The 26,197-nt window shown below is 46.6% G+C and carries 23 protein-coding genes; 3 read left to right on the forward strand and 20 right to left on the reverse strand.

Going from position 1 to position 26,197, the window contains the following annotated elements; genetic code table 11:
- Nucleotides 1-39: 39 nt before the first annotated feature.
- The 16 genes from AB1K91_RS06825 to AB1K91_RS06900 form a co-directional block, all read right to left on the reverse strand.
- A complete protein-coding gene (locus tag AB1K91_RS06825; RefSeq protein ID WP_413089024.1) occupies nt 40-303 on the reverse strand; it encodes a PH domain-containing protein in 264 nt (87 codons plus the stop codon).
- Nucleotides 304-574: 271 nt separating this feature from the next.
- Nucleotides 575-2,077, reverse strand: a complete 1,503-nt coding sequence (locus AB1K91_RS06830; protein WP_413089025.1) for an FAD-dependent oxidoreductase — start codon at nt 2,075-2,077, stop codon at nt 575-577.
- Nucleotides 2,078-2,137: 60 nt separating this feature from the next.
- Entirely contained in the window at nt 2,138-5,698 is a 3,561-nt protein-coding gene (locus AB1K91_RS06835; protein WP_413089026.1) for a dynamin family protein, read from the reverse strand.
- Nucleotides 5,699-5,787: 89 nt separating this feature from the next.
- Nucleotides 5,788-6,834, reverse strand: coding sequence for a C45 family autoproteolytic acyltransferase/hydrolase (locus tag AB1K91_RS06840; protein ID WP_413089027.1), 1,047 nt, complete (start codon nt 6,832-6,834; stop codon nt 5,788-5,790).
- 72 nt (nt 6,835-6,906) lie between these two features.
- Complete coding sequence (locus AB1K91_RS06845) at nt 6,907-7,197, reverse strand: hypothetical protein (protein ID WP_413089028.1); 291 nt, start codon at nt 7,195-7,197, stop codon at nt 6,907-6,909.
- Nucleotides 7,198-7,396: 199 nt separating this feature from the next.
- Nucleotides 7,397-7,486 (reverse strand): YjcZ family sporulation protein, encoded by a 90-nt coding sequence (locus AB1K91_RS06850; RefSeq protein WP_093726474.1) that lies wholly within the window; start codon nt 7,484-7,486, stop codon nt 7,397-7,399.
- A 382-nt stretch (nt 7,487-7,868) separates the two neighbouring features.
- Entirely contained in the window at nt 7,869-8,501 is a 633-nt protein-coding gene (locus tag AB1K91_RS06855; RefSeq protein WP_413089029.1) for a PepSY domain-containing protein, read from the reverse strand.
- An 89-nt stretch (nt 8,502-8,590) separates the two neighbouring features.
- On the reverse strand, nt 8,591-9,928 hold the full coding sequence (locus AB1K91_RS06860; protein WP_413089030.1) for a sensor histidine kinase: 1,338 nt from the start codon (nt 9,926-9,928) through the stop codon (nt 8,591-8,593).
- Nucleotides 9,925-10,617, reverse strand: a complete 693-nt coding sequence (locus AB1K91_RS06865) for a response regulator transcription factor (RefSeq protein ID WP_413089031.1) — start codon at nt 10,615-10,617, stop codon at nt 9,925-9,927. The genes AB1K91_RS06860 and AB1K91_RS06865 overlap by 4 nt, the downstream gene beginning before the upstream one ends.
- Before the next feature lie 17 nt (nt 10,618-10,634).
- Nucleotides 10,635-11,099: a flavin reductase family protein gene (locus tag AB1K91_RS06870; RefSeq protein WP_413089032.1), complete on the reverse strand. Its 465-nt coding sequence runs from the start codon at nt 11,097-11,099 to the stop codon at nt 10,635-10,637.
- Between the two features lie 150 nt (nt 11,100-11,249).
- Nucleotides 11,250-13,691 (reverse strand): DNA topoisomerase IV subunit A, encoded by a 2,442-nt coding sequence (gene parC / locus AB1K91_RS06875; protein WP_413089033.1) that lies wholly within the window; start codon nt 13,689-13,691, stop codon nt 11,250-11,252.
- 12 nt (nt 13,692-13,703) lie between these two features.
- Nucleotides 13,704-15,707 (reverse strand): DNA topoisomerase IV subunit B, encoded by a 2,004-nt coding sequence (parE, locus tag AB1K91_RS06880; RefSeq protein ID WP_413089034.1) that lies wholly within the window; start codon nt 15,705-15,707, stop codon nt 13,704-13,706.
- A 291-nt stretch (nt 15,708-15,998) separates the two neighbouring features.
- Nucleotides 15,999-17,423 carry a protein adenylyltransferase SelO gene (locus tag AB1K91_RS06885; RefSeq protein ID WP_413089079.1) on the reverse strand — a complete coding sequence of 475 codons (1,425 nt, stop codon included), beginning with the start codon at nt 17,421-17,423 and terminating at the stop codon, nt 15,999-16,001.
- A gap of 88 nt (nt 17,424-17,511) precedes the next feature.
- Nucleotides 17,512-17,940, reverse strand: coding sequence for a CoA-binding protein (locus AB1K91_RS06890; protein ID WP_413089035.1), 429 nt, complete (start codon nt 17,938-17,940; stop codon nt 17,512-17,514).
- Between the two features lie 17 nt (nt 17,941-17,957).
- Nucleotides 17,958-19,478 (reverse strand): ABC transporter permease/substrate-binding protein, encoded by a 1,521-nt coding sequence (locus tag AB1K91_RS06895; RefSeq protein WP_413089036.1) that lies wholly within the window; start codon nt 19,476-19,478, stop codon nt 17,958-17,960.
- Nucleotides 19,475-20,542, reverse strand: coding sequence for an ABC transporter ATP-binding protein (locus AB1K91_RS06900; protein WP_413089037.1), 1,068 nt, complete (start codon nt 20,540-20,542; stop codon nt 19,475-19,477). Before AB1K91_RS06900 ends, AB1K91_RS06895 begins: the two co-directional genes overlap by 4 nt.
- Before the next feature lie 154 nt (nt 20,543-20,696).
- On the opposite strand from AB1K91_RS06900, the gene plsY reads away from it, so the two are divergent.
- From plsY to yidD, 3 genes are all read left to right on the forward strand, one after another.
- Nucleotides 20,697-21,299, forward strand: a complete 603-nt coding sequence (gene plsY, locus AB1K91_RS06905; RefSeq protein WP_413089038.1) for a glycerol-3-phosphate 1-O-acyltransferase PlsY — start codon at nt 20,697-20,699, stop codon at nt 21,297-21,299.
- A gap of 111 nt (nt 21,300-21,410) precedes the next feature.
- Entirely contained in the window at nt 21,411-22,343 is a 933-nt protein-coding gene (gene folE2 / locus AB1K91_RS06910) for a GTP cyclohydrolase FolE2 (protein WP_413089039.1), read from the forward strand.
- A 4-nt stretch (nt 22,344-22,347) separates the two neighbouring features.
- Nucleotides 22,348-22,596 (forward strand): membrane protein insertion efficiency factor YidD, encoded by a 249-nt coding sequence (yidD, locus tag AB1K91_RS06915; protein WP_093726486.1) that lies wholly within the window; start codon nt 22,348-22,350, stop codon nt 22,594-22,596.
- Nucleotides 22,597-22,622: 26 nt separating this feature from the next.
- Here the strand turns inward: yidD and AB1K91_RS06920 are convergent, their stop codons facing one another.
- The 4 genes from AB1K91_RS06920 to AB1K91_RS06935 all read right to left on the reverse strand — a co-directional run bounded on the left by AB1K91_RS06920 (nt 22,623) and on the right by AB1K91_RS06935 (nt 26,112).
- Nucleotides 22,623-22,931, reverse strand: a complete 309-nt coding sequence (locus AB1K91_RS06920; protein WP_413089040.1) for a hypothetical protein — start codon at nt 22,929-22,931, stop codon at nt 22,623-22,625.
- Between the two features lie 3 nt (nt 22,932-22,934).
- Nucleotides 22,935-23,354, reverse strand: a complete 420-nt coding sequence (locus AB1K91_RS06925) for an acyl-CoA thioesterase (protein WP_413089041.1) — start codon at nt 23,352-23,354, stop codon at nt 22,935-22,937.
- On the reverse strand, nt 23,351-25,603 hold the full coding sequence (locus tag AB1K91_RS06930) for an AAA family ATPase (RefSeq protein ID WP_413089042.1): 2,253 nt from the start codon (nt 25,601-25,603) through the stop codon (nt 23,351-23,353). Before AB1K91_RS06930 ends, AB1K91_RS06925 begins: the two co-directional genes overlap by 4 nt.
- A gap of 65 nt (nt 25,604-25,668) precedes the next feature.
- Nucleotides 25,669-26,112: a TlpA family protein disulfide reductase gene (locus tag AB1K91_RS06935; RefSeq protein ID WP_413089043.1), complete on the reverse strand. Its 444-nt coding sequence runs from the start codon at nt 26,110-26,112 to the stop codon at nt 25,669-25,671.
- Nucleotides 26,113-26,197 lie beyond the last annotated feature (85 nt).

A 26,197-nucleotide genomic window follows, 5' to 3' on the forward strand; every position in this document is an offset into this window, starting at 1 on the left:
AGAGCTGTAAAGTTGGTTGTCAGTTGCAAAAAAAGAAATTTATAAATGCATATTGGCATTAGGGCAACGTTTGTTTAACTCATGTAAAAATTCTTTTTTGTAATCTGGTGAAATTGTAACACTTCCCCAAAGTCCTTGTTTATAAAATATTTCGATTGCGTCCCTGGATGACAAAACCCTGTAACCCGAGAAAATATTATTAGAAAGGGTAACGCTTGTAATCTTGTCGTATGGAATTCGGCTTACAAATGGTCCCCCTTTAACTAATAAGTAATCTGGATTAGAATTCAAAAAGCCGACCACAAAATAATACTTACCCCGATTACAAAAACCGAAAGCAATAGGAGAAATTCAACCAAGACAATTCCACCAAATATAATTAATGGCCAAAATGATGCCAACCAGAGTATAAAGACGGCTATCATGATGAAATGAACGAAAAAGGCATCTATTTTCGGACGAAAAACCACTGTATTGTATTCACCCCCAAATAAATATACGACTTCCTAACTACAAAGTTTCACACACTGCAAAAAAGCTGCCGGGAAACCCCAGCAGCTTATTCAAGACATATTTATTCCTTATCCAATGCGCGCAACGCAGGTCCTTCCACAACTTCACCAACAGCTGTAAAGCGGGAGCCGTGACAAGAGCAATCCCATGTATGATCGGCATCATTCCAGGAGACTGGACAGCCATTATGGGTACAGGAGGCACTCATTTCGTGCAACTCCCCGCTGTCATCCCGGTAATACGCCATTGTCTGACCATCTTTCTTGAGGATGGCACCTTTTCCGTTAGGCAGATCTTCTGGCTTTACAACCGTTTCATTGCTGATGCGATTCACATCGTCTTCGCCGATGCTTGCGGATTCTTTTTCTTCGATTACCCTGCCGATTCGATATAAATCAGCAAACTGATTGTCTTTTCCTTCAATCAAGTCAGCGAGCAAAGTGGCGGCGGCTACACCATTGGATAAGCCCCATTTGCCGAAGCCGGTTGCGGTGTAGATTCCAGGTGCATCGTCGCTGACTTTCCCGATGAATGGCAACTGATCGGTTGTAAGTAAGTCATGGCTGGACCAGTGCTCATACAATTCATCCACGCCAAACTGCTCATCGGCGAATTGATAGATTTTCTCATATCGATCGAGTACAGAGGATCCATCCCCCGTCACATGGGATTCCCCGCCGACAAGCACATAGTGATCATCCCCTTTTTTCAAGCTCCTGATGGAACGTTTCGGAGATTCGAGACTGATATACATGCCCTTAGGATAAGGTTTTTGGGACTTGATGGCGATTCCGTATGAGTTCTTCGGATTCATATTCGAAGAGAAGTATTGATTCTCTACTTGTAATGGGAAATGTGTGGCGCTGACAACATAATTGGCTGTGATCGTGTAACCACTTTCGGTATGCACGACTGGACGGGCCTCTGTATCGAAAGACACAGCCAACGTCTGTTCGTAGATGCTTCCGCCACGCAGCTCAATTTCCTTCAACAAGCCGACCAAGTATTTCACTGGGTGGAACTGGGCTTGTTGACGCATCACGGCGGCTGCTTTAATCGGAATATCGAGCGGTAAGGATTCCGTCAAATATCCATCGATTTGCAGCTTCCGGTAAGCCTCTACTTCTTTTTCGATTGTTTCCACGCCTTCATCCAGCTGTGTATAGACATACGCTTCCTGCTCTTCGAATTCACAATCGATACCGTGTTCGGCTGCTGTATCTTTCACATAATTGATCGCCTGCAAATTAGCCTGGAAATAGTTTTTAGCAAATTCCTCACCGTAACGTTCTATCAAACCTTGATAGATGATATCATGCTGTGCGGTCAGCTTACTCGTCGTGTAGCCGGTTGTACCTGAAATAAGTTCACGTCCCTCGATAAGAACGACACTTCTGCCTCGCTTGATCAGTTCATAAGCTGTCGTGATGCCGGCGATTCCTGCACCAATGACTAAAACATCTGTATCCAGTTCTTTATCCAGTGCTTGATACGTCGGCATATCCGTTGAATTGCGCCAGTATGATGATGGTTTCTCTGAAAATAGCTTTTTCGTTTGCTCCATGACTGTTAACCTCCTGGACTAATACCTATTTGGTTATACAGTATCCTGGATTGCCCTTTGTCAAACTTTTTCCTGCAAAAGCCCTGCAAAGGTTTCCACTGCCTGCTGAAGCTGCTGGCGGGATGACGTGTCCGTCAAAGCCCGGAGCAGACCGGTGTAATAGCTTTCCAACTGACCAGCCGCCTGCTTCTGCAGTCTGGTCTCTTCCGTCTGCCAAATCTGCCCGTAATGGCGCCCCATCGCGATTGTATAAGCTTGTAAAACTTGATTCAGGATTGGTTCGATCTCTTTCAGAAGTTCGTCTTTTAGTTTTTCTTTTTCATTACCTTGGAAGAAAGCCCGTGGACCGCGATACAGCTTCTGCAGTCGTGTGACTGTGCCTTGTTCTATGCGAGACATCATTTCCGGCGGTTCTGTTTCTGGCAATTTATCGTTTTCAGATACTGTCAGAGTCAACGTTTCGTTCAAAGCCTGAATTGCCTGTTCCAATCCGATCCTCCATCGTTCCGCCTGTTCCCGCACGGTTCTGTCGACACGAATGGTCACAGCCCGGTATTCCTGTTCCATCTGGATTTGGATAAGTCTTTCAAATTCACGAATCTGCCGGGCTACTTCCTCTTTACCCGAAGTGCCGCTGCTTTGGATCAGTGAAGGATTGAAACATTGCTTGAATAAATCATTTGCCTCAAGTAGCTGCCTTTCCTTTACATAATGCAGCTGCTTTTCAATACGCTGGATGATGGCTTGTTTGAAAACAGGCTGTGAATAGGAACGCACCTTCTCCATGACATCGTTTTGTTCACGTTCATACTGGCGGACTTTTTGCAATTTCTCCTCTTCATCCAAGTCCATCGCACCGGCGTACGATTGAAGCTGTCCATACTGCCTTGTCAATTCTTGCCGGGCACCTTGGATAATCACTTCTGTCAGTTCATTGCGAACGAAGCCATTCAGTTCCTTTTCAAGCTTATCAAGTCCTGAACCAAGCTGACAGGAAGTCTGTTTCTCCTGTAGGCCAAACAGACTGCTCAAAGCGAAAAGACGAGGCTGGCTGATTTGGAAGTTTGCCAGATTGGCTGCTACATAGGAGGTGACGTCATTGATTTCTCCTTCATCCTTGGCCAGATCGCTCGCATTCACGATAAAGAACATGTTGTCCTTCTCCAAGGCTCCTTTTACCTTACCAAGCTGCTGCAGTACTTGTTCATCCGCTTTCGAAAAAGCATGATTGTAATACGTGACGAACAGAATCGCATCCGCATGTTTCATGAATTGGAAGGTAACGTCCGTATGGCGGGCATTGACGGAATCTGCACCGGGCGTATCGATCAATGTAACTCCTTGGCTAAGAAATGCATTATCCAGATAGACGGTTATTTGTTCGATGAAACAGCTCAATGACTCTTTCGTCACATGATCGCTGAATTCCTCGAACAGAATGGTCCCTTCCGAACCAAACTTGGTGTAAACAAAGTCGTATCCAGCCTGAACAGCCTGCAAAAATGCCTGGTGCCTTTTGTCGTTTACAAGTTCAGCAGGGGTTTCAGCCAAAAACTCCTCTAATTTGAGCTGCTTCCCGCTAAGACTTTCGATATCCGCTTCGATCTGCTTGCGGGTTTTCCATTTGACGAGTACAGTTTGATGAGGATGCCGGTTTGTTGCCTGTTTCAACATATTGATTGATGCGGTCGTCGGATTCGGCGACACCGGCAGTAAACTTTCACCAAGCAGGGCATTTGCAAAAGACGATTTCCCGGCGCTGAAAGCTCCAAACAGTACCAATGTATAATCTTGGTGTATCAATTTATCTTGTCTATTTTTCAAATCTTCTATCGCCGGTTGAAAACCTTCCACACCTTGAAGGGCAGCTGCTGCTACACCGAGATATCGAGACATCTTATCCGGTGACAGTTCTGTGCTCGGATGCTGCTTTTCAATCGTCTCCTTATCCAGCTTTTCAGTCGTTCTATTAGGTCTATCCAATAACTCCAGATTTCCTTTTATCCGGTATCTATTTGCCACTACGTGTCTAGCCTGTTCGATAGTTTTTGTATCCTTATGCCGTCCTGTCTCCTGTAAACGCTTTGCAAGTTCTTCGTATAACAGCTTCAGCTGGTTGATTTCCGATTCGATTCGCTTGTTTTCAGCAGCTTTGTCTTTTTCCTGTTGTGCCAGCTGTTCTGCCTGTTGGTAAGCACTCTTGTTCGTATCGATGGCAGCTTCTACCACTTGCATTGCGGCTTTCTTAAAGCTGAGCTTGATATGATCCTGAACTGCAGCTGTATAAATGAGTGTATACGTCCCATTCATGCTGGCACCCGTCTGGACATGCTGCTCCAATAAATCTGCTGGCAGTGTCACTGCAAAGTCCTGCAGCAGGACTTGTACGGATTCCGTATATACGTCATGCTTCCTTGCCCAATCGCTCAGCTTATCGCGGAGCCTCCATACGAGCTGCTTCTCGATTTGCCGTTGAATCAATTCTTCTGTCTTGGATCGGCGTTTTGCCCTTTCTTCTGCTGTTTTCTTTTTACTGGCGAACAAACCGACCTTAAAGTCAGGAAAGGTGGATTCCAGGTACTTTTCAGCCGTATCCCGTACTTCAAAAGGCATCAAATTCGCATTTTTCAATGTCTGTTGAACCGTTTCGCGCGCCTCTTCCTCTGCTGTTTTTTGTTTCTCGCGCCAGTTACTGGCCGCATCAGCTGCAGTGCCATCCAATTGATGAAGACTTTCTTTCAATATGACTTCCTTTTCACCAAGTTCTTGTTTCTTATCTTGAAGATAAGAAGTAATCAGACGTTGTCTGCCTCGCTCCAACCCTGCTTTATGCAGCTGCTCCCTATTTTTAAGCAGCAGATCCATTTTTTCTTTCACAGCGTGCAGCTGATTGTGCCCCTGCTCTGCTTCCTTCAGCGTTGTGTAATAAACAGCTTCGGGTGTGATGTGCCACTGTTCAAACACATGCATGACTCCATTTTTGAAGGCAGTCCAAGAAAGCTCTTGATTGCGATGTTTATCGATTTGATTGATGATTAAATAAAACGGCTGCCCTTGCTCGGAAAGCTGTTGTAAAAACAGCAAGTTCACTTCCGACTGCACATGATTGTAATCGGTCACATAGAACATCGTGTCCACGAGATGCAGTGCCGATTCCGTCATCAAACGGTCGGCATCATCGCTCGCATCGATTCCTGGTGTATCCATCAAAGCGATTCCATACGGAAGATTGGTGTGCTCATCATATATTTCGATTCTTTGGATATCCTTATTTCGGCAATATGCATCCAATGTTTCTTTCCGGTACGGCGATGGAAGCTCATATTTCGAGTCATCACCTGCATAGGCAAAGACTTTCGGATCCCCGTGCTGGATGGTGACGATATTAGCGCTCGTCGGAATCGGACTGGCCGGGAGTACTTGATCACCAAGCAGTGCATTGATAATTGAGCTTTTCCCAGCTGAAAAATGACCGGTGAAGCAAATGAAGGCAGTCCCCTTTTCAGCCTTCTCCACCAAATCAAGCGCTTTTTTGCTATATTGTACTTCATTTTCTATTTTGAAAAATTGATATAATGCCGTCAGACTGAACAATTCCGCTTTTTCTGCTGTACGCCCCATTGTTGCTCCCTCCCCTTATGTATGCGCATTCATATTTTTTATTATAAAACAGGAAAACCGCACTTACCATCGTAAATGCGGTTTTCTTCTCATTCCCCCATATAGGGTATCCGGACATCCGTCTCCAAAGAGCCGGTGAATTGGCTGAATGACAAATTCTCACCCTTGAGCCAGCTGCCGAAATCAACTTCAGTCGGCTGCTGATTACCGATGGAAAATCCCATTTTGAGTTCCTTCGGTTTGTAGACAGATGTATGAATCGTACCAGCCCAGTTGCGATAGCTGTCTGAAAACACGTCATATCCCGGATCATTCAAAAGTCGGAAACCTTCATCGGCATCCATGTCTTCCTTATGATGAGCCTTGATGATATCGAATCGGCGATTGCTGTCCACCAAGTGATGTCGATTTTCCTTTGTCAGTACATCATAATGGTTCGTACTATAGTAGGCTTCCTTTATAGCCGTTCCGCGCGGGCTTCCTTCGACAACCCGCCGAATACCCCCAGCATCATTGATGACATAGTTGAAGGAGTGCCGATGCGGCATTTCTGTCAGCTTCTCGACAGCTTCTTCGGTAGTGGAACATGTTTCTAATAGGATACGTGTCAGCATATTACAAATGAATCCTTCTTCTGGAAAACGCTGATGCACGAAGTTATAGCCAATCGTCAACCCTTTTTCATTCATTCCATCGATTCGACCGAGAATCCGCTGGGACGGACCGATGGTAGCAAAATAGTCCGGTTCCGATGGCTGATACAAAAGAAAACGTCCTTCATATGTTTTCGGATGATAATCATAATTACGTGCCAGGAAGTCATTCCCCGTGACTATCGAACAGCCGGAGTTGATTTTCCATTCCTGCTGAAAGCCGCTGTAATCCATCAATGTCTCTTCGATTGAAAGGCCAAGAGCGTCACTGAGACCGGTCAATTCCTCATAAATACCTGGATGATAACTACGGAACATACGGAAGGCATCCGCTGGATCGACCGTGAAACGACGTCGGTTCCGTTGCTTTTGTTTTTGTTGGTATGCAAATAACGGTGTATGTTTTAAACGTTCCCCTTGCATGACGCCGAAATCATAATGCGATCCACGGAAGGTGAACAGGTTGGAATGTATCTGTTTCATAGGAGGACCCTTCTTTTCTGCATAGTATTTTCCTATTATCCAATACGATGCAGGATGGGGAAAGTGATATGCTTACTTGTCTTCAACTTCGCAGACGTTGAGCTGCGGCGGATAAGATTCCAGTATGCTTGAATATGTAACGGTAATTTCCTGCCTATGGAGAGTATCAGGTATATCAACTCCGTTCAGCTTATAACGAACATCTTCATTGTCTGGAATGATATAGGGCTTATCTTCAGTAAAATCCAAATGCCCGTCCATTTTTTGCTGGCATTCTGCTATGGATTCCTCTGTGCTGCACCCAGTTAACAGGATGGTCAGAAAAAGTAATACAGTGCTATACCGCATTTCAACACAAACCATAAGAAAACATCATTCCCTGGCTAGAGACGTTCAATTTTATTGAATCGATTATCAGCGAATTCAAATGGTTCTCCTCCTATTCCCGTTTCATACGATATTACTTTATAAACATTAGGTTAGCAAGATTCTTCATCTTCTAGCTTCAAATTAAAAATGAGACTGCTTTGTTTCACAGTCCCATCACATACCAAGGATCAAATCAGCACCAAGCTGCTCCAACGATAATTAGTAAAATGAACAAAACAACAATTAGCGCGAAACCTGCGCCGTAACTGTTTCCTCCGCTCATGATAACACCTCCATAAGATTTGTTAGTAATTTATGCATATACCTTAGCCTTTGCATGGTCATTTACCCATTTGAGCTAAATAATTTGGAGGAAATATTCAATTAAAGATATTGAAACAGCGCCTTAGTTTGTGGAGGTTTGTATTGCATATCTTCAGTAAGAGCAAGTCATCAAACACAGTGGCTCTCACATGGATACGGAGCAGGTTTTGCTTTGATTATTATCGATGCAACGGACAGGATTATGGAGGAGGTTACCACGAATGTCAATACTTTTCCATTTATCCAGGTCGGCGAGCTCCTCTTGTCTAGTTGAATTTTTAATCATAAATCGTCTGTGTAAGAGCAGACGAACATAAAAAGAGAAGCAGCCGCGCGCTGCTTCAATCATCTTCACTATCATAGGTGATGGTCACAATTTCGCCGGATTGTGCGTTAATGACAACTTCCGCTTCATCATCAGCTGTTTCGAGCTCAAGCTCATAAACAGGCAATCCATCTTCTTCATCGAACTCGGCATTTGTCACGGTGCCGCCAACTTCGTCAGTGGCAATTTTTACAGCTTCGTCCATCGTGATTTTCACTTCTGCCTGAGAAGCTTGTTTTTGGGAAGGTGCAGTCTTCTGATTTTCAGACTGCTTCTGATCATCTGATTGTTCGTTTTGCCCTTGCTGCTGTTCATCAGCTGATGCTTGACTCTGATCTTTTGGATCTTTTCCCGGTAAAGTTTTCTGGATGCTGCTTTCCTTCAAACTGATCACTTCCCCAGTATTTCCGTTCAAAGTAAGATCATACTGTGTTTCGTTGTTTTCCAAATCGATATCATATCTCGGTTCGCTGCCGCTGCGATCCAATTCGATTTCTGTCACAGTCGCATTATATTGTTTCTCCGCCTGCTGTCGTGCTTGATCAATTGTCATCTCCGGTTCCCCAGCAGATGCCTGCATCTGATAAATACCAAAGACCGCAGCGACAAGTACGACAATGGCAGCGGGGATAATCCATTTTTTCTTCATATCAATCGCCTCCAGCTATGATTGTATAGCCAGTGTATATCTTCTTCATTAAAGAAATGGTGAGTGCTTTATTAAAATTCCATGAGAAGCTACAATGGCAGCCGTATCGTGAACGTAGAGCCTTTTTCCAGGATGCTGTTCACTTCGATTTTTCCATCATGCAGTTCCACCAGCTGTTTGGCAATGGCCAAACCGAGCCCGCTGCCACCCTTCTCACGGGTACGGGCTTTATCGACACGATAAAATCTGTCGAAAATACGACGCTGGTCTTGCTCATCGAGACCTTCCCCAAAGTCGGTGACAGACAGGATCGCTTCATCCCGTATAGATTTAACAGCGATTTCGATTCGATCGTCACTATATTTGATGCTATTGCTCAGCAGTATATAGACAACCTGCTTCAGCATGTTGGCATCTGCCCTGACTACTATATTCCGCTCTGTATGGACCATGATTTCTCTTTGATGAGCAGTTTCCATAGCAGCTGCACAACTTTCAGCTATGCTCCCGAGATCGACTGCTTCTTTTTGGAGCAATGCAGGATCATCTTTTGCCAAGATCAATAACTGGTCGACCAATGCCTGCATCCGTTCTGTTTCACCGTGAATCGCTTGCACCGCTTCTTGCTGGACAGCGGGATCGTCGGCACCCCAGCGATCCAGCAACTTGCTGTAACTCTTGATGATACTGATTGGTGTCTTCAGTTCATGCGAGGCGTCCGAAACGAACTGCTGCTGCTTCGTAAAATTCTCTTCCAGCTGATCGACCATTTCATTGAACGTATCACTGAGAGTCTGCAACTCATCATTAGTTCTATTTCCCGTTTCCATCCGCTTCCACTTCCCGCTCTTGCGGATCGTTTGCATGGTTGAAGTCAGAGCGAGGATCGGCCGCAGCAGGAAGTTCCCCAGCAACCTGCCACCGAGAAGCGATGGAATCAAAATGATCAGTCCGGCTATCGTAAGACTATACTTCAGCACTTGAAACGTCTGCTGTAGACTGACCAGCTCTTCGACAACTTGCATCGAATAGATTCCATTATCGCGGATGACTGGGATGGATACTTCTGCATACCAGCTGCCATCACGATGGAAGGTTTGATCCTGCTCCTGGGACGTGAACGTAAACGGAAGCTCCCGATACTTTTCCGCCCTGGTAATCACACCTTCACTTTTGCCGTCGGAACCAATGAATCGCACCATTCCTTCAGTCGGCAGATCCGCTTGAAAAAGACTGGTGCGCGATGTATCTTTCCAATCGACTGTCGCAGCTGTTTCAGCCAAAGCGCGGCCTTGTTCATGCAGCCGATCGACACTGTTATGTAAACTTACCTGCCGAAATAAAAAGTAGATGGACATATTTGCGACTAATAACAGGATCACAAGTGTAACGATTATGTATAGCTGGATCCTTGTCCGCAGCTTCACTTCTCTTCATCCTTGATCGTATATCCGACTCCCCGCACCGTCTTGATCAGCTTCTGTTTTTCATCTGCATCGATCTTTTTCCTTAAATAACGGATATACACATCGACTACATTCGTGTCTCCTGCATATTGGAACCCCCAAACCCGCTCCAGCAGCTGATCTCGTGTCAGGACTTGTTTTTCGTGCTTCATAAGGAATAAAAGCAAATCATATTCACGTGGTGTCAGCTCCAATTCCCTTTTGCCGCGCTTAACTGTCCTTGTCTTCTCATCAAGTGTCAAGTCACTGACCTGCAGCACCGGCTCTTGCGCGACAGCAGTTGCGGTATGGCGAAGGTGTGCACGAATGCGTGCCAATAATTCTTCGATCTCGAATGGCTTTGTCATATAATCGGTGGCACCAAGATCAAAACCGCTCACTTTATCCGGTACAGCATCTCTTGCAGTCAGCAGCATGACCGGAATATGGGCGTCTTGCTTGCGGATGCGCCGCAGCAGTTCCATCCCGCTCAATGACGGCAGCATCACATCCAGCAAAATGAATTGATAGCGATTAGCATAAAACGCTTCCAATGCATCCAGACCATCGTACTTTACATCGACCGTGAAGCCTTCATGCTCCAACTCCAGCTGAAGCAGCCTTGCCATTTTCTTTTCATCTTCCACTACCAGGATTGTCGTCTGCTCCACAGGTTAGGCTCCCTTCCTCATATCGATTTGATTTCTCGATAATTGCCGCCAAAGTACAGTACCGGGTCACCATCGCGAAGCACCAGGTCCTCGACTTCCCCAATAATGATCACGTGATCGCCTGCTATCACTTTGTCGACTGCTTTACATGCCAAATTGACAAGAGCACCATCCACAACCGGTACATCCTGCAGCATGGTGATCGGTACTGGCTCTTCCTGTACTTTCTGTTTGGCAAATACCATGCTGACATCCTTTTGTTCTTCTTTCAGGACGCTGACTCCGAATGTAGGATTAGTTTGTAAAATTTCGTAAAGGGACGCTTTTTTATCGATTGATACAGCGATAAGCTTCGGTTCCAGTGATACCGACATAAAAGCATTCACCGTCATCCCTTTTGCCTCACCAGCCACATCGGTCGTGACAATCGTAATACCTGTTGCAAATTTCCCCATTGCATCTCTAAACGTTCGATTATCCATTATGCTCCCCCGTTCCATGTGCTATACGTAAAACTATACCATGTAAATTGCGTTGTCTGTCAATTATTCTATCCTTAGTAAGGGCTTCTTGTGCAAATAAAAAGAGAGGCTTCACGCCTCTCTAGTTTACATAATAATATTATTGTTCACTTATTCTTTTGCTTGTGGAAATGCTACTTCGTAAATTGCTTCGGGATAAGTTGCAATAACTTCTCCATGCTTGTCTGTGTCCAGAACATAGGAACCATTGCTATAACGATCATTCGCATTCAAATTCATCGGCTCAAGAATATGATCCTGTTTATCCTTCGTTTCCAGATGAATCGTTGCAGCGTCTTCCAATACATAGAATCCGACAATCCGATGCGGATTCTTCTTCAGCTCCCGAAGCATGACAACGCCTCGTTTCGCCCGGCCGGTCGGCTCGAATTCTTTCAATTTCATCCGTTTTGCTGAACCTCTATGTGTGATGACGACAACACTTGGTGAATGCTGGAGTTCGAATGCCTGGGCACCGACTACATATTCGCCTGCTTTCAGCTGCATTCCTTTTACTCCTGCTGCCCGTATGCCGATCGGACTGACTTCTTCTTCCGTGAACCATAAACCGTATCCTGAGTTCGTCGCCATGAACAGTTGTTTATGTCCATCCGTCAATGCAACATGGCACACTTCATCGTCCGTTTTCAGATTGATTGCAGTAAGTGACTTGTTAGCACGTGTCGCTTCGTAAAGCTGGAGTTCACTCCGTTTCACCATACCGTTTTTAGTGAAGAAGACAAGGTAGCCGGCTTGCTTGAAATCACGGACAGGAATGCTGGCAATGACTTTTTCATCCTTGTCCATACTTGCGATATTGGCAAGATGCTGCCCCTGGTCTTTCCAGCGAATATCAGGCAGCTCATGCACCGGCATGAAAATGAACTTTCCTTTATTCGTGAAGACGAGCAGCTTGTCGGTCGTATTTATTTCCTGCATGCCGATCAAATGGTCCTCTTCCTTGATTGCCAGGTCTTCCCCATTGGAGGCCTGGTAGGATCGAAGGCTGGTCCGTTTGATATACCCATCATGTGTAACAGTCACCAACACATCCTCGGATGCCACCATGACCTCAAGGTTTATTTTCAATTCCTCGATTTCGTCCTCGATCTGTGTGAGCCGATCCGTATGATAGTTTTTCTTGATTGCCCGCAGATCCTGCTTAATCACCTTAAGCAATGTTTTTTCGTTCTTCAGGATATCCTCAAGCTTTTCGATTTGTTCATCAAGCTCCTCGGCTTCCCGCTGCAGGGCTGTAATATCCGTGTTCGTCAAACGATAAAGCTGCAAGTTCACAATCGCTTCTGCCTGTGCTTCGGTAAAGCCGTAAGCAGCCTCGATCCGCTGTTTTGCATCCGCCTTATCTTTGGACGCACGGATTGTCGCAATCAATTCATCAAGGATGGAGATTGCTTTGATCAGGCCTTCAACGATATGCTTGCGGTCTTTTGCTTTTTGCAAATTGTAAGCTGATTGTCTTGTGACGACTTCTTTTTGATGCGCGATATACGCATCAAGCAAGCTTGCCAAACCAAGCAGCTGCGGCGTCTTGTCTTTGATGGCTACCATGTTGAAGTTATAAGAAATCTGCAAATCTGTATTTTTGTAAAGATAATGCAGGATACCTTGTGCATCGGCTTCTTTTTTGAGCTCGACGACGATGCGCATACCAGTACGGTCCGTTTCGTCACGAACTTCTGCCACACCTTCAACTTTGCGGTCAAGACGCAGCTCATCCATCCGTTTGACGAGATTCGCTTTATTCACTTCATAAGGGATCTCATCGATGACGATCTGCTGTTTGCCGCCTTTGATATCTTCAATGCTTGTTTTACCGCGCACGATGATTTTTCCTTTTCCGGTTTCGTACGCCTTTTTGATTCCATCAACGCCCTGAATGATACCGCCTGTCGGGAAATCCGGTCCCTTCATGACAGTCATCAATTCATCTACCGTGCTATTCGGCTTATCCATCCGCATGATGACAGCATCGATCACTTCGCCAAGATGGTGCGGCGGTATTTCCGTTGCATAACCGGCAGAGATGCCGGTTGATCCGTTGACGAGCAGATTCGGGAACTTAGCCGGAAGAACGGTTGGCTCCGCGTTTGTATCGTCAAAATTCGGGACGAATTCGACGGTATTCTTATCGATATCCCGCAGCAATTCAGAAGCGATGCTCGATAGTCTTGCTTCTGTATAACGCATCGCAGCCGGCGGGTCTCCATCCACGCTACCGTTATTCCCATGCATCTCAACGAGCACATTGCGGACTTTCCAAGTCTGGCTGAGCCGGACCATCGCTTCATATACCGAAGTGTCTCCATGCGGGTGGAAGTTACCGATTACCGTACCGACAGTCTTGGCTGCCTTCCGAAATGGTTTATCATGTGTGTTCCGCTCATCAAACATCGCGTATAAAATCCGGCGCTGCACCGGCTTGAGGCCATCCCTGGCATCCGGCAGCGCGCGGTCTTGAATGATATATTTACTGTATCTGCCGAATCGGTCTCCGATGACTTCCTCCAATGGCAGATCCAAATAGTTTTCCAAAAGAAATCCCCCTTAATTGTGCAGCTTGTCGTTTTCGAGGATATTCCCGTCTTCTTCCATACCGAAAGCGACATTACTCTCGATCCATTTGCGTCGCGGTTCCACTTTGTCACCCATCAGTGTCGTGATACGGCGCTCCGCACGGGCGAAGTCCTCGATCGTCACGCGGATCAGTGTGCGCGTCTCGGGATCCATCGTCGTTTCCCAAAGCTGGTCGGCGTTCATTTCACCGAGCCCTTTGTAGCGCTGAATCGTATAGCCGTTTTTCATTTCCTGGACGATTTCACGCATCTCTTCATCGCTCCAGGCATAGCGGATCACTTCTTTTTTGCCCTTGCCTTTGGATAGCTTGTACAGAGGCGGTAGGGCGATGAATACCTTGCCCTTTTCGATCAATTCCTTCATGTAGCGGTAGAAGAAAGTGAGCAGCAGGATTTGTATATGCGCACCATCGGTATCCGCATCCGTCATGATGACAACTTTGTCATATTGGACATCTTCCAACGTGAAATCAGCTCCGACGCCCGCACCTATTGTGTGGATGATCGTCGAGATCTCTTCATTTTTCATAACATCCTGCAGCTTGGCTTTTTCCGTATTGATGACTTTACCGCGCAAAGGCAGTACAGCCTGGAATTTCCGATCCCGTCCTTGCTTGGCAGAACCGCCGGCAGAATCGCCTTCGACCAGGTACAGTTCATTTTTTTGCGGATTGCGGGATTGAGCTGGTGTAAGCTTCCCGCTCAGCAGCGTATCTTTACGTTTCTTTTTCTTGCCGCTGCGGGCATCTTCACGTGCCTTGCGTGCTGCTTCCCTTGCTTCTTTCGCCCGGATTGCTTTCTTCACGAGCATACCGGCAATATCGGGATTTTCGGAGAGGAAATAAGAAAGTTTCTCCGATACAAGGGCATCGACGGCAGAACGGGCTTCGGATGTTCCGAGCTTGCTTTTCGTCTGTCCCTCGAATTGGAGCAATGCTTCCGGTATCCGGACACTGACGATTGCCGTCAATCCTTCCCGGATATCTGTACCTTCGAGATTTTTATCTTTTTCTTTCAGTAATCCATTACGACGTGCGTATTCATTGAATACACGTGTCATACCGGATTTGGCGCCAGCTTCATGCGTACCGCCATCTTTTGTCCGGACGTTGTTGACGAAGCTGAGCATCGTTTCCGTGTAACCATCATTGAACTGGAAAGCAAAGAAAACCTCGATTCCTTGCTGCTCGCCTTCAAAGGCGAGTACAGGATGGAGGGTATCCTTCTCCTCGTTCAAATAGTCTACGAATGACTGCAGGCCGTCTGGATAGAGATATGTCTCTTCCTTCCCGCTGCGCTTGTCCACAATGTGGAATGCCACACCCTTGAGCAGGAATGCCGCTTCGCGCAAACGTTCAGCCAGGGTGTCAAAATTGTAGCTGGTCGTAGAGAACATGGATGGATCCGGCTTGAAGTGGATGCTCGTCCCTGTTTTCTTCGTCTTTCCTTGTTTCACTAGCGAAGTGACTGGCTTACCGCCGTTTTCGAAACGCTGTGTATACGTATTGCCATCCCGATGGATCGTCACTTCGAGCCATTCGGACAGGGCATTGACGACAGATGCCCCGACACCGTGCAAGCCACCGCTCGTGCTATAGCCGCCTTGGCCGAATTTCCCGCCTGCATGCAGCACAGTGAAAATGACTTCAGGAGTAGGTCTTCCGGTCGCATGCATACCTGTTGGCATACCACGGCCAAAATCCTCAACTGAAATGCTGTTATCCTGATGAATTGTCACATTGATTTTTTCTCCATAGCCTGCCAGTGCTTCATCGACACTGTTATCGACTATTTCATAAACTAAATGATGTAATCCCCGGCTGTCAGTGCTACCGATATACATGCCGGGCCGCTTCCTGACCGCTTCAAGCCCCTCGAGCACTTGAATTGAGTCATCTGAATAATGCGATGCTTGTTTTACCAATGCCACATCGGCTCCCTTCTTCGAACAAAAAACTGTTTCCAAGTCATTCATCCATCCGTTCGCTGGAAAACGACAGTACGTTATGTTCATCATAACGCAAACATATGTTCTTGTAAACTGGCTCCCTTGCTTTGCAGAGTCCAGTATATGCCTAATTAAAAGTAGCAGAATAATGCCGGTCAATCAATCCACTTTTTGGGATTTCTCGCAAATCTTCGTTTATTTGATGCGATTTTCACGGTGATTTATGGTTACAATCGGCAGCTTTTGATCATATTCAAGCTGCTATCATTGTTTTTAACTTCCCCACATATGTATACCTGCCCAGGGGCAGGCAGATCATCAGGTTCCGCAAAATGTCTGGAAAGGTTCTTCTGGCTCAGGAGGATCTTCGGTGTATTTTGAATCGACCGGTTCGTAATGGAAAGGGTTGGACACTAGGTCACAAAGATGATTGAACAGCGTATAATCCCCATTTCCTGCAGCATCCAGTGCTTCTTCCACCAAATGGTTGCGCGGGATGATGTTCGGATTATACTGACGCATCAAGTCACGTGCAGCATCGGTCCCTTTAACACCGATCCGGTCATCCCAGCGTTCTTTCCATGATTCAAAGCCTTCCATCTGTTCGAGTGCAGCCGTATCATCCATTGTCAAAGCCCGGAACGTATTCGTGTAATCCGCAGCAGCTTGTTCCATCAAGCCGAGCAGATCCTCCACAAGTTTTTCATCGCCCTCTTTTGCATCCGTGATACCAATCTTACTATACATGATGTCAAGCCAGGATTTCCTGTAAACCTGCGGAAATTCACGCAGGATGTCTTCGGCTTGTTTCACTGCTTCTGCTGGAACTTCATTGAATAAAGGCAGCATAGCTTCGGCAAAACGAGCCAAATTCCAAGCTGCAATTGGCGGCTGATTGGCATAAGCATAGCGACCTTGAATATCTATGGAGCTGAATACTGTCATCGGCTTGTACGCATCCAAGAAAGCGCAAGGACCGTAATCGATCGTTTCGCCGCTGATCGTCATATTATCCGTGTTCATCACACCGTGGATGAATCCGACACTCACCCATTTCGCCAGCAGCTTTGCTTGACGCTCGACCACGGCATGGAAAAAACGCACATACTTGTCAGGTTGTCCAGCCAGCTCTGGGTAATGACGGTTTATACTGTAATCTGCCAAGTCCATCAAGTCGGTTTCCGAACAAAATCTTCCCGCATATTCGAATGTCCCTACCCGGATATGACTAGAGGCAATCCGGGTAAGTACCGCACCAGGCAATGTAGTTTCCCGATAAACAGGTTCACCCGTAGAAACGACAGCCAAGCTGCGCGTCGTCGGGATACCGAGTCCATGCATCGCTTCACTGATGATATATTCCCTTAACATCGGACCAAGTGCTGCACGTCCGTCACCACCTCTGGAATATGGAGTGCGGCCCGCACCTTTCAGCTGGATATCAACTTTCTGACCAGAACGATTTTGCCATTCACCGAGAAGGATGGCCCTTCCGTCGCCAAGCATTGTAAAATTGCCGAATTGATGACCTGCATATGCTTGTGCAATTGGCTGTGCTCCTTCTGGGAAGGAGTTGCCCGCCAAGAATTCGAGAACACCTTCCCGCTCGATTCCGAGCCGCTCAGCAAGTTCTTCGTTCCATTTTACCATTTGCGGCTTGCTGACTGGCTTCGGTGACATCTTCGTATAAAAAGCTTCAGGTAACGCCGTATAGGAGGCATCCAAATTACCATCCAAGCTCATCATTCTTCCTCCTTCATCGATCTGCTTTAATGTTATTATACGCTATTGATACAAGAACCCCATCTGCATACTTGCAGATGGGGTATATTCATTTGCCGGAAGGCCCGACAAGAACACTATGTGCGACTTTGATACATAAATCCATCAAAACCGTGAAACCTTCCTGTTCCAAATAAGCGGCTGCTCCTTCATCGTAGACACCTTGCTGGGTCCAGAATACACGAGCATTCGTCCTGCTTGCTTCCCTTGCCAATCCAGGCAAGTATTCCGAACGGCGGAAGACATTGATGATATCAATCTCATCGGGTACTTCAGCCAAGCTGGGGTAGGCTTTCTCACCAAGGACTTCGGTCACGTTCGGATTGACTGGTATGATCCTGTAGCCTGCTTGCTGCATCGCATGTGAAACACCATAGGATGTCCTGTCCGGTGAGTCGGACAGCCCAACTACTGCAATCGTCTTCGCGTTTAGCAATATGTCACGAATCTGTTCATTTTCCGGATTCTGAAATGCCATTTCACATACCCCTTTCTTTAGAGTAGACCTTCCTGCTCGAGGAACTCTCTTGCTACATCCTCCGGCTGCTTCCCTTCAAAATCGACTTGGTAATTCATTTCTGTCATCTGCTCATCTGTTATCTTGCCCGCAAGCTGACCCAATATGTCTGCAAGCTCCGGGTACTCATCGAGTGTTTCCTGGCGCATCAGAGGAGCACCTTGATATGGCGGAAACAGATTTTCCGGATCGTCCAATGTAACAAGATCCAAATCCCTGATATAACTGTCTGTCGAATAAGCATCGATGACATCGACATCATCTGCTTCAATTGCTTGCTGACGGATACCAGGATCCAGTGTGCTCAACTTGCCGAACTCGACTCCATACACATCCTGGATGCCCAGATAACCATCTTCCCGGTCGCTGAACTCCAATGTGAAGCCAGCTGTCATATCATCATCCATTTTGCGAAGGTCCGCAATCGTCTGCAAATCGTTCTCCTCGGCATAAGATCGTTTCACTGCAAGTGTATACGTATTATTGTACGCCATCGGCTCCAGATATGCCATGTCGAAGGCTTCTGCCATACTTGTTTTAGCTTGCTCATACACTTGTTGACTGTCATTGCTTTGTGCTTGTTCACCTGATAATGTCACCAGAGCTGTACCGGTGAACTCTGGATAAATATCTATGCTGCCACTTTGCAAGGCTTCGAAAAGAAAATCTGTTTTTCCTAAATTCGGTTCCAATGCGACCTGTAAATCTGTCTGGTCCTCGATCAGCAATTTGTACATATTGATCAAAATCGTCGGCTCGGCATTCAGCTTTCCGCCTATCACCAAATCAGGCTGGTCGTCTTGTGCTGCCACAAAGGGCGTAATGACTCCTATAATGGCTACTATAAGCAAGACAGCCAGCGACTTGAAACCAAACTTGCGGCTGGTGCGCTCAAAAATCCGGATTACAAAATCTAGCAGGATGGCGAGCAATGCGGCAGGAATCGCACCAAGCAAGATGAGATTCACATCCCCTCCGCGGTCGATACCTAACAGAATCAGTTCACCGAGTCCGCCGGCACCGATCAAAGCGGCAATCGTGGTCGTCCCGACTATCATCACCATGGCTGTCCGAATACCAGCCATGATGACTGGCATCGCCAATGGCAGCTCAACTTTGCGAAGGCGGCGCAAGCGGTTCATGCCCATACCTGTCGCCGCTTCTTTCAAGGCCGGATCCACTTCAGCGATACCGGTATATGTATTACGAAGAATCGGCAGCAATGCATAAATGATCAGTGCTACAACTGCCGGCTTCGTTCCGATACCGATCAACGGAATCAAGAAAGCCAGAATGGCAAGACTAGGAATCGTCTGCAGGACCGCCGCTATGGCGATGATCGGCTCGGCAAGCTTTTTGGACCTGCTCAGCAAAAGACCAAGCGGTACCGCAATGGCAATACTGATCAGCAAAGCTATAATCGATATTTGCAAGTGTTCACCCAATGCCGTCCATAAGGAATCACTGCGCTGCTCGAATACATCAAGGAATTCGTTCATTGGGTCACAACCCCATTCTTGACTTCCGTTTTGCTGGCCAGATAATGTAACAGCTCCTGCTGTGTAACCGTACCTATCAACTCATCACCTTTTGCGACAGGCAATATACTGGCTCTGGCTTTTTCGAAAACACGAACTGCTTCCAGTACATTCATATCGTTCGGTATCGTCAAGATATCCTTCTGCTTACCATGCTCGACAGCACAAAGTATTTGTCCGTCGTCGCTTGTCAGGATATAAGCTTGCTCCGGATCGAAATTGCCTGCTTCGAATGCAGTCTGCGTCAAAATATGGGAAACAGTTTGGGCAACGACGATATCAACTGCAGTCTGCCATGGTGATTTTTTATCGCCGATAAAACTGCGAACAAAGGAATTAAGCGGCTTGAGTATCAATTCCTGCGGCGTATCGACTTGGATGATTTCCCCGGCGTTCATCAGGCAGATACGATCTCCCAAGGCTGTTGCTTCATCGATATCATGGGTGACAAATACAATTGTCTTTTTGATTTGCTGCTGTAATTTCCTGATGTCCTTTTGCAGCCCCTCCCTGCTGATTGGATCCAAGGCGCTGAATGGCTCGTCCATCAGCAAAATCTGCGGATCGGCTGCGAGCGCCCGAATTACTCCTACACGCTGTGCTTGGCCGCCGGATAATTCGGAAGGTTTCTTTTTCATATAGATGGACGGTTCCATACCGACCATTTGCATCAATTCCTTCGCCCGGTCACGAATTTGTTGCTTCTTCCACTTTTTCATCTCCGGGACGACAGCGATGTTTTCCTCGACAGTCATATGGGGAAATAATGCAATTTGCTGCAGAACATAGCCAATATTCCATCGAAGCTCGTGGATGTTGTAGTCTTTCAAATCTTTACCATCTATGTATATATCACCTGCAGAGGGCTCGACCAGCCGGTTGATCATTTTCATCGTCGTCGTCTTGCCGCAGCCGCTTGGCCCGATGAGCGTAAGCAGTTCCCCTTCCTGCACTTTCAGATTAAAATTTTTGATAGCCTCTGTTCCATCTGGGTATGTCTTATGTACGTCTTTGAATTCAATCATACCTTCACCTCGAGTTATGTACTAAATATTTTTTACCCTTGCTTGTTGGAAGTTAATCTAATAGTATGTAAAAAGTTATGCTCTTCCATGATACTTCGTGCTAAAATGGATTAGCAAGCAACAGGAACGCCTCAGCAGTCAAAGGAGAATGTAAATGGATTACGTGTTATTCATCCTGCTCGCCTATATCATCGGTTCGATTCCATCTGCCCTGATTGTCGGTAAGGTAGGTTATAATATAGATGTAAGGGAGCATGGCAGCGGAAATCTCGGCGCAACGAACACATTCCGGACGCTCGGTAAGAAAGCCGGGACAATCGTGCTGATCGCCGACATCCTGAAAGGGACGATCGCAACCATTCTGCCCGTGCTATTCGGGTTTGACTTATATCTGCTTGTCATCGGACTCGGCGCAGTCATCGGACACGTGTATCCGATCTTTGCCCGCTTCAAAGGTGGAAAAGCTGTCGCGACATCCGCCGGGATCATCCTGGGAGTAAATGCCTTGCTTTTTGTCATCATCCTGGCAAGTTTCATCGTCGTTTTGCTCATCAGCAAATATGTATCTCTTGCCTCCATGACAGCAGGTGTTGTCGGTGTCATCGTCTCGATCTTCATTGCACAGGATGTCATTTTATCCATCGTACTCGGACTCTTGGCGATATTCATCCTTTATAAGCATCGACAGAACATCGTCCGTATCATCAAGCGGGAGGAACCAAAAGCTTCCTTCCTTGTGAAAAACAATTCCAAGTAACGGGATTGTTTTTTTCATTTCACCTGAACTACCCGGTTCAGACAATTGGATTTCGAGCTTTGCATCGGGTATACTTTAAGCTAGTCATGCGACTTTGAAAGGAGTACAAACATGCAACACCTAAACACACCAACTAGAAAACAGCTGCCATCCAAGGCGGAACGTCATAAATTATTCGGCTCTGTGCCGCCAGGCAAGAAAACAAAACCTGAAAACAAAGCCGATATGGCCGATTTACAGAATACGAAAAAGAATTTCCTTTTCCATATAGATGCGGTCGGGATAGCGAAAGTCAAACATCCGATCCAAGTGATCAGCAATACCAGCCCAGCAATGCAGACCACGATCGGAACGTTTGAGTTCACCTCTTCCATCCAGCAGGATAGCAAAGGTACAAACATGAGCCGATTCACAGAGCAGCTGGATTTGTATCACAAAAATGGCTTCACCGTTTCTGTGGAAAGTTTGCAGACCTTCGTCGCGGAGCTTGCCGATCGCTTGAAACAGGATGATGCACGGGTCAAGGTGACATTTCCTTGGTTCTTTGAACGAAGCGGTCCTGCATCCGGCATGACTGGACTGAATCATGCGGATGCAACTTTGGAAGTCGCTTATGACAAGCAAACCGGGTTCCGGACAACCGCTAAACTTTCCGGTACAGTTACGACACTTTGCCCTTGCTCAAAGGAAATAAGCGAGTACAGCGCACATAATCAGCGTGGAATCGTATCGATGGAAGTACAGCTGACAGATGCATTTGACGAAGATGTACGTGATTGGAAGGAAGACTTGCTCGAAGCGGCGGAAAGCAATGCAAGCGCCCGGATCCATCCGGTACTGAAACGCCCGGATGAAAAGATGGTCACCGAGACTGCATATGAGAATCCGCGCTTTGTCGAAGACATGGTCCGTCTTGTTGCGGCTGATTTGTATGAGCTGGATTATGTCGAAAAATTCACCGTTTCCTGCAGCAACCAGGAATCGATCCATTTGCACGATGCCGTAGCGACGTTAAGCTACGACAAGCGCGACGAAGAGGAATAAACCGATGGACAAGGTATTCCTGGCCTTGATCCGTTTTTACCGGCGCTTTATCAGTCCCCTGACCCCGCCATCCTGCCGCTTTTATCCGACATGCTCCCAATACGGACTGGAAGCAATAAAACGGTATGGTGCGTGGAAGGGCGGCTGGCTCACCATCAAGCGCATTTCCAAATGTCATCCGTTTCACCGGGGTGGATTCGATCCTGTACCCGGCACGACGTGTGAACATCATCACCATGAAAAAAAGCAGTAATCCCCCAAAAAAAGGGATACTGCTTTTTATTTTGGAAGCAAGTTGAATTTTTCTAACTGCTCCCATTGCTGCTCTGCTTGAAGAATACGAAGCTGATAGTCTCCGATCAGATCGAAATGCAGCAAATCCTCATGCTCATCAATCCAAGCTTCCTGGAGACCATACTGTGCCCCCCACTCTACCAGCTTCTGTCGATCGGCACAGCCTGCTTTCGTCACTGTTTTTGCCTCCGGAAACCGCGCATCCAGCCAATAATGGGTCAAAAAGGCGACTTCCCCTTGGCGGACCTGCTCTTTCCATTTTTTCAATTCACCGCGTTTTATTCCAAATGCCATCTGTTATGATTCCAGCACTTTCGAATAAGCATCATGCCACTCCGGCAGTGAACGACGTATTGAAACAGGGCGGAAGTTTTCTTTTTTCACAACTGTGTGGGTCGTTGTACCGGACACGCATAGTTTGCCATTTTCATTTTTGATTTCATAGCCATATTGTGTCCGGATACCATCATAGGAGTGGAGCCATGTTTCTACAACCGGCTTCTCCCCGTACCGTACGGGGTAATGGAAGTTCAGCTTGGCATCCACAACCGGGGAAAGGAAACCGTCTTCCTCCATACCTGCATAACGCAAACCTAATGTTTCGATAAAATCAGTTCGGCCGATTTCAAACCAAATGAGATAGTTTGCATGATATACGACTCCCATTTGATCTGTTTCGCCATACCTCACATTTATTTCCGATGTCGATTTCTTCATAAAGCACTTCTCCTTACCATATCCCAAGCATTCTCTATATCTTTCTTAGTCAAATAATCCATTTCCAGCTGTTCTTCCTCTTCCACAAGGCGAAGCGATTGGAACTGGATTGCTTCGTCAAGCAGATTCGTGACGAATCTGGCATTGCCGGTAACAGATTCTGTTTCCAGTCGTTCATTCAAGAAAGCTTCCGCATCTTCTGATAGCGTATATGCATAATTTTCCATTGCGTGCTTAAAGATTGCGACGAGCTCTTCACTGTTGTAATCAGGGAAAATGAAATATTTCTTAAAGCGTGAAGCAAGTCCAGGATTGCTGTCGATGAACTGTTTCATTTCCTGTTGGTACCCTGCCAGAACAACTACGAGATTTTCATTATGTTTCGTCATTTCATCTACAAGTGTATCGATCGCTTCTTTACCGAAATCTTGAGCACCTCGGAACAAACTGTACGCTTCATCGATAAATAATACACCGCCCAGTGCATCGCGGATGACCGTTTTCGTCTTGGCTGCTGTCTGACCGACATAACCGGCAACCAAATCACTTCTTGATGCGACAACCAGATGTCCCCTTTTCAACAGTCCGCGCTCTTTTAATATCTCGGCATAGATTTTGGCAATCGTCGTCTTACCGGTTCCCGGATTGCCGGTAAAAACAGCGTGCAGCTGAATCGGGACTGCCGGAGCCCCTTTTTGTTTCCGTGCCTGCTGAATTTGGACAAACGAAGACAGCTTTTTTACCTCTTCCTTGATCGATTGCAAACCAATCAATTGATCCAGCTGCTGCAATGGCTCTGATTCCTTTTCGTTCCGATCTGGATCTTTGACATCATGGGCAGATAAAGTCATATGATCGATCCATGAATCCGTCGTCAATTTGCGATCGGCTCCCTTTTGGAAGATGATGCGTAGTACAATATCCCGTACGGATCGGGCATTGCCGAATGTTTCATCCACCCGAGCCTGTTCGATTTTATCCTCAACGAGTCGCAATGCTTCTTCTGTGAAGAAAAAATCATTTGACAGCGCCGTGTTTTCGGCAATCTGCAATAGTTCCTCTGTCTCAAAGTCCGGTAGCTCGATGTAATTCTGATCCGGGATCCGACTGCGCAGCCCTGGATTGGCAAACAGGAATTGACGTGTTTCTTCTGGATAGCCTGCCAGGATGACAGCAAACTTCCCGCCATACTCACTGCTCGTCATACTGGAGACAAGCGTATCGATCACTGCCTGTCCATAATCATTTCCGCTTTGGCCTTCCCGTTTCAAACTGTACGCTTCATCGATGAACAGCACACCGCCGATTGCCTGCCGAACATAATTGGTCGTATTTTCTTCACTTTGGCCAAGATACGAACCAACAAGATGAGAACGATTCACTTCGACGACATGATCGGATTCCAATAATCCCAGCTGATGGTAAAGCTTGGCCAAAAGACGCGCTATCGTCGTTTTCCCGGTCCCTGGATTGCCAGTGATGACCATATGCAGACCCGGTTCATCCACCATCTGGAACCCCAACTGCTTCCTTTCCTGCTGGTAGCGCAAATAGTGGTAATAATCATGTATATAGGTCTTTACATCTTGTAAACCGATCAGTTGATCCAGCACTTCGAGCGGGCGGCTATCACTCGCCCGGCTTAATACATCAGGCAGCGCATCCTGTACTGCTTCCAATGACTTCAATATTTGCAAGACGGTCGCATTCATTGCAGTGACAGGAGACCCTGTCTTCCTGTTTTCAATCGTTTCGATGGTCTGCTCTAAGAGGACCAGCAAATCCTCCAGTTCCTCATAAGATCGATTGTATGCTGCCGCCAATTTGCTTGCGCCAGTCAATCTGCGTGGATATGCTTTCATTACATCGTTCAGCTGACTGTTCAAGCTTTGAGACTTCTTTAGTTTGGCAGGATCAAAATCTGTTTCCCGTACCGACCACACTGGCAAATCCGTGTCCATCAATGCCTGATAATATTGACTTACCTGTGCAAATTGGTCGATTTCAAGCACAATTGGGTGTGTCCGCTCCGACTCTGCCAGCAATTGTCTACTGATTGGATCCTGCTTTTTCACGCGCATGATCCGGTAGAAAGCTATGATCCGATACAAGCCTTGTTTTAAGGCTTCTTCCCCGGAATCAAGCTTTGATGCCATACGTAACGCCTCTATCTCCGATAGAGGCGGTGAGATGTCCATTGAACTCCACGCAATCACTTGTTCGGTCAGGGTTTTCTCTGTCTGTTCCACTAGTATGCCCCCTTTTCTACCATCATTTTAGCATACTAATACCAAACAGGTGAACTGGCGGGACTTTAATCGATCCATTCATCCAGTTGTTCCTTCGTTACAGGGCCAGGAATGATCCGCTTCTCCCCGGATTTATCGACCAGTATCGTGAATGGAACCGCAACTTGGCGGAATTGATGTGCTACAGCACCCTCCATATCCAAATAGACAGGCACTTGAAGTGCGCTTTTCTCGATGAAGGCCCTCACTTGCTTCACGCTTCGTTCGCTTTTTGTCGCATTGATACTGTATACGCTGACCTTACTGCCGGCTGACGCATGAAACTCCTCCAGCTCGGACAGATCCGATAGGCAAGTTTCACACCATGTAGCCCAATACGTTATTACGACAGGTTTCCCATCAGAACCATCAATCAAAGCTTCCACCGATTCAAGCTCCAGTGCATCGGCTCGTACGATGGCCGGAAAGATGAACAAAAAAGCACACAAGAGGATTAGTCCTCGTTTCATACAAATGCCCCCTTTGCCGTTTATTTTAAGCGGAAAGGAGTCAAACTAACCAAAAAAAGAAGCAGCCATTCCGGCTGCTTCTTAT

The organism is Terribacillus jepli (genome assembly GCF_047228925.1).
In the GTDB taxonomy this organism is placed as follows: Bacteria; Bacillota; Bacilli; order Bacillales; family Amphibacillaceae; genus Terribacillus.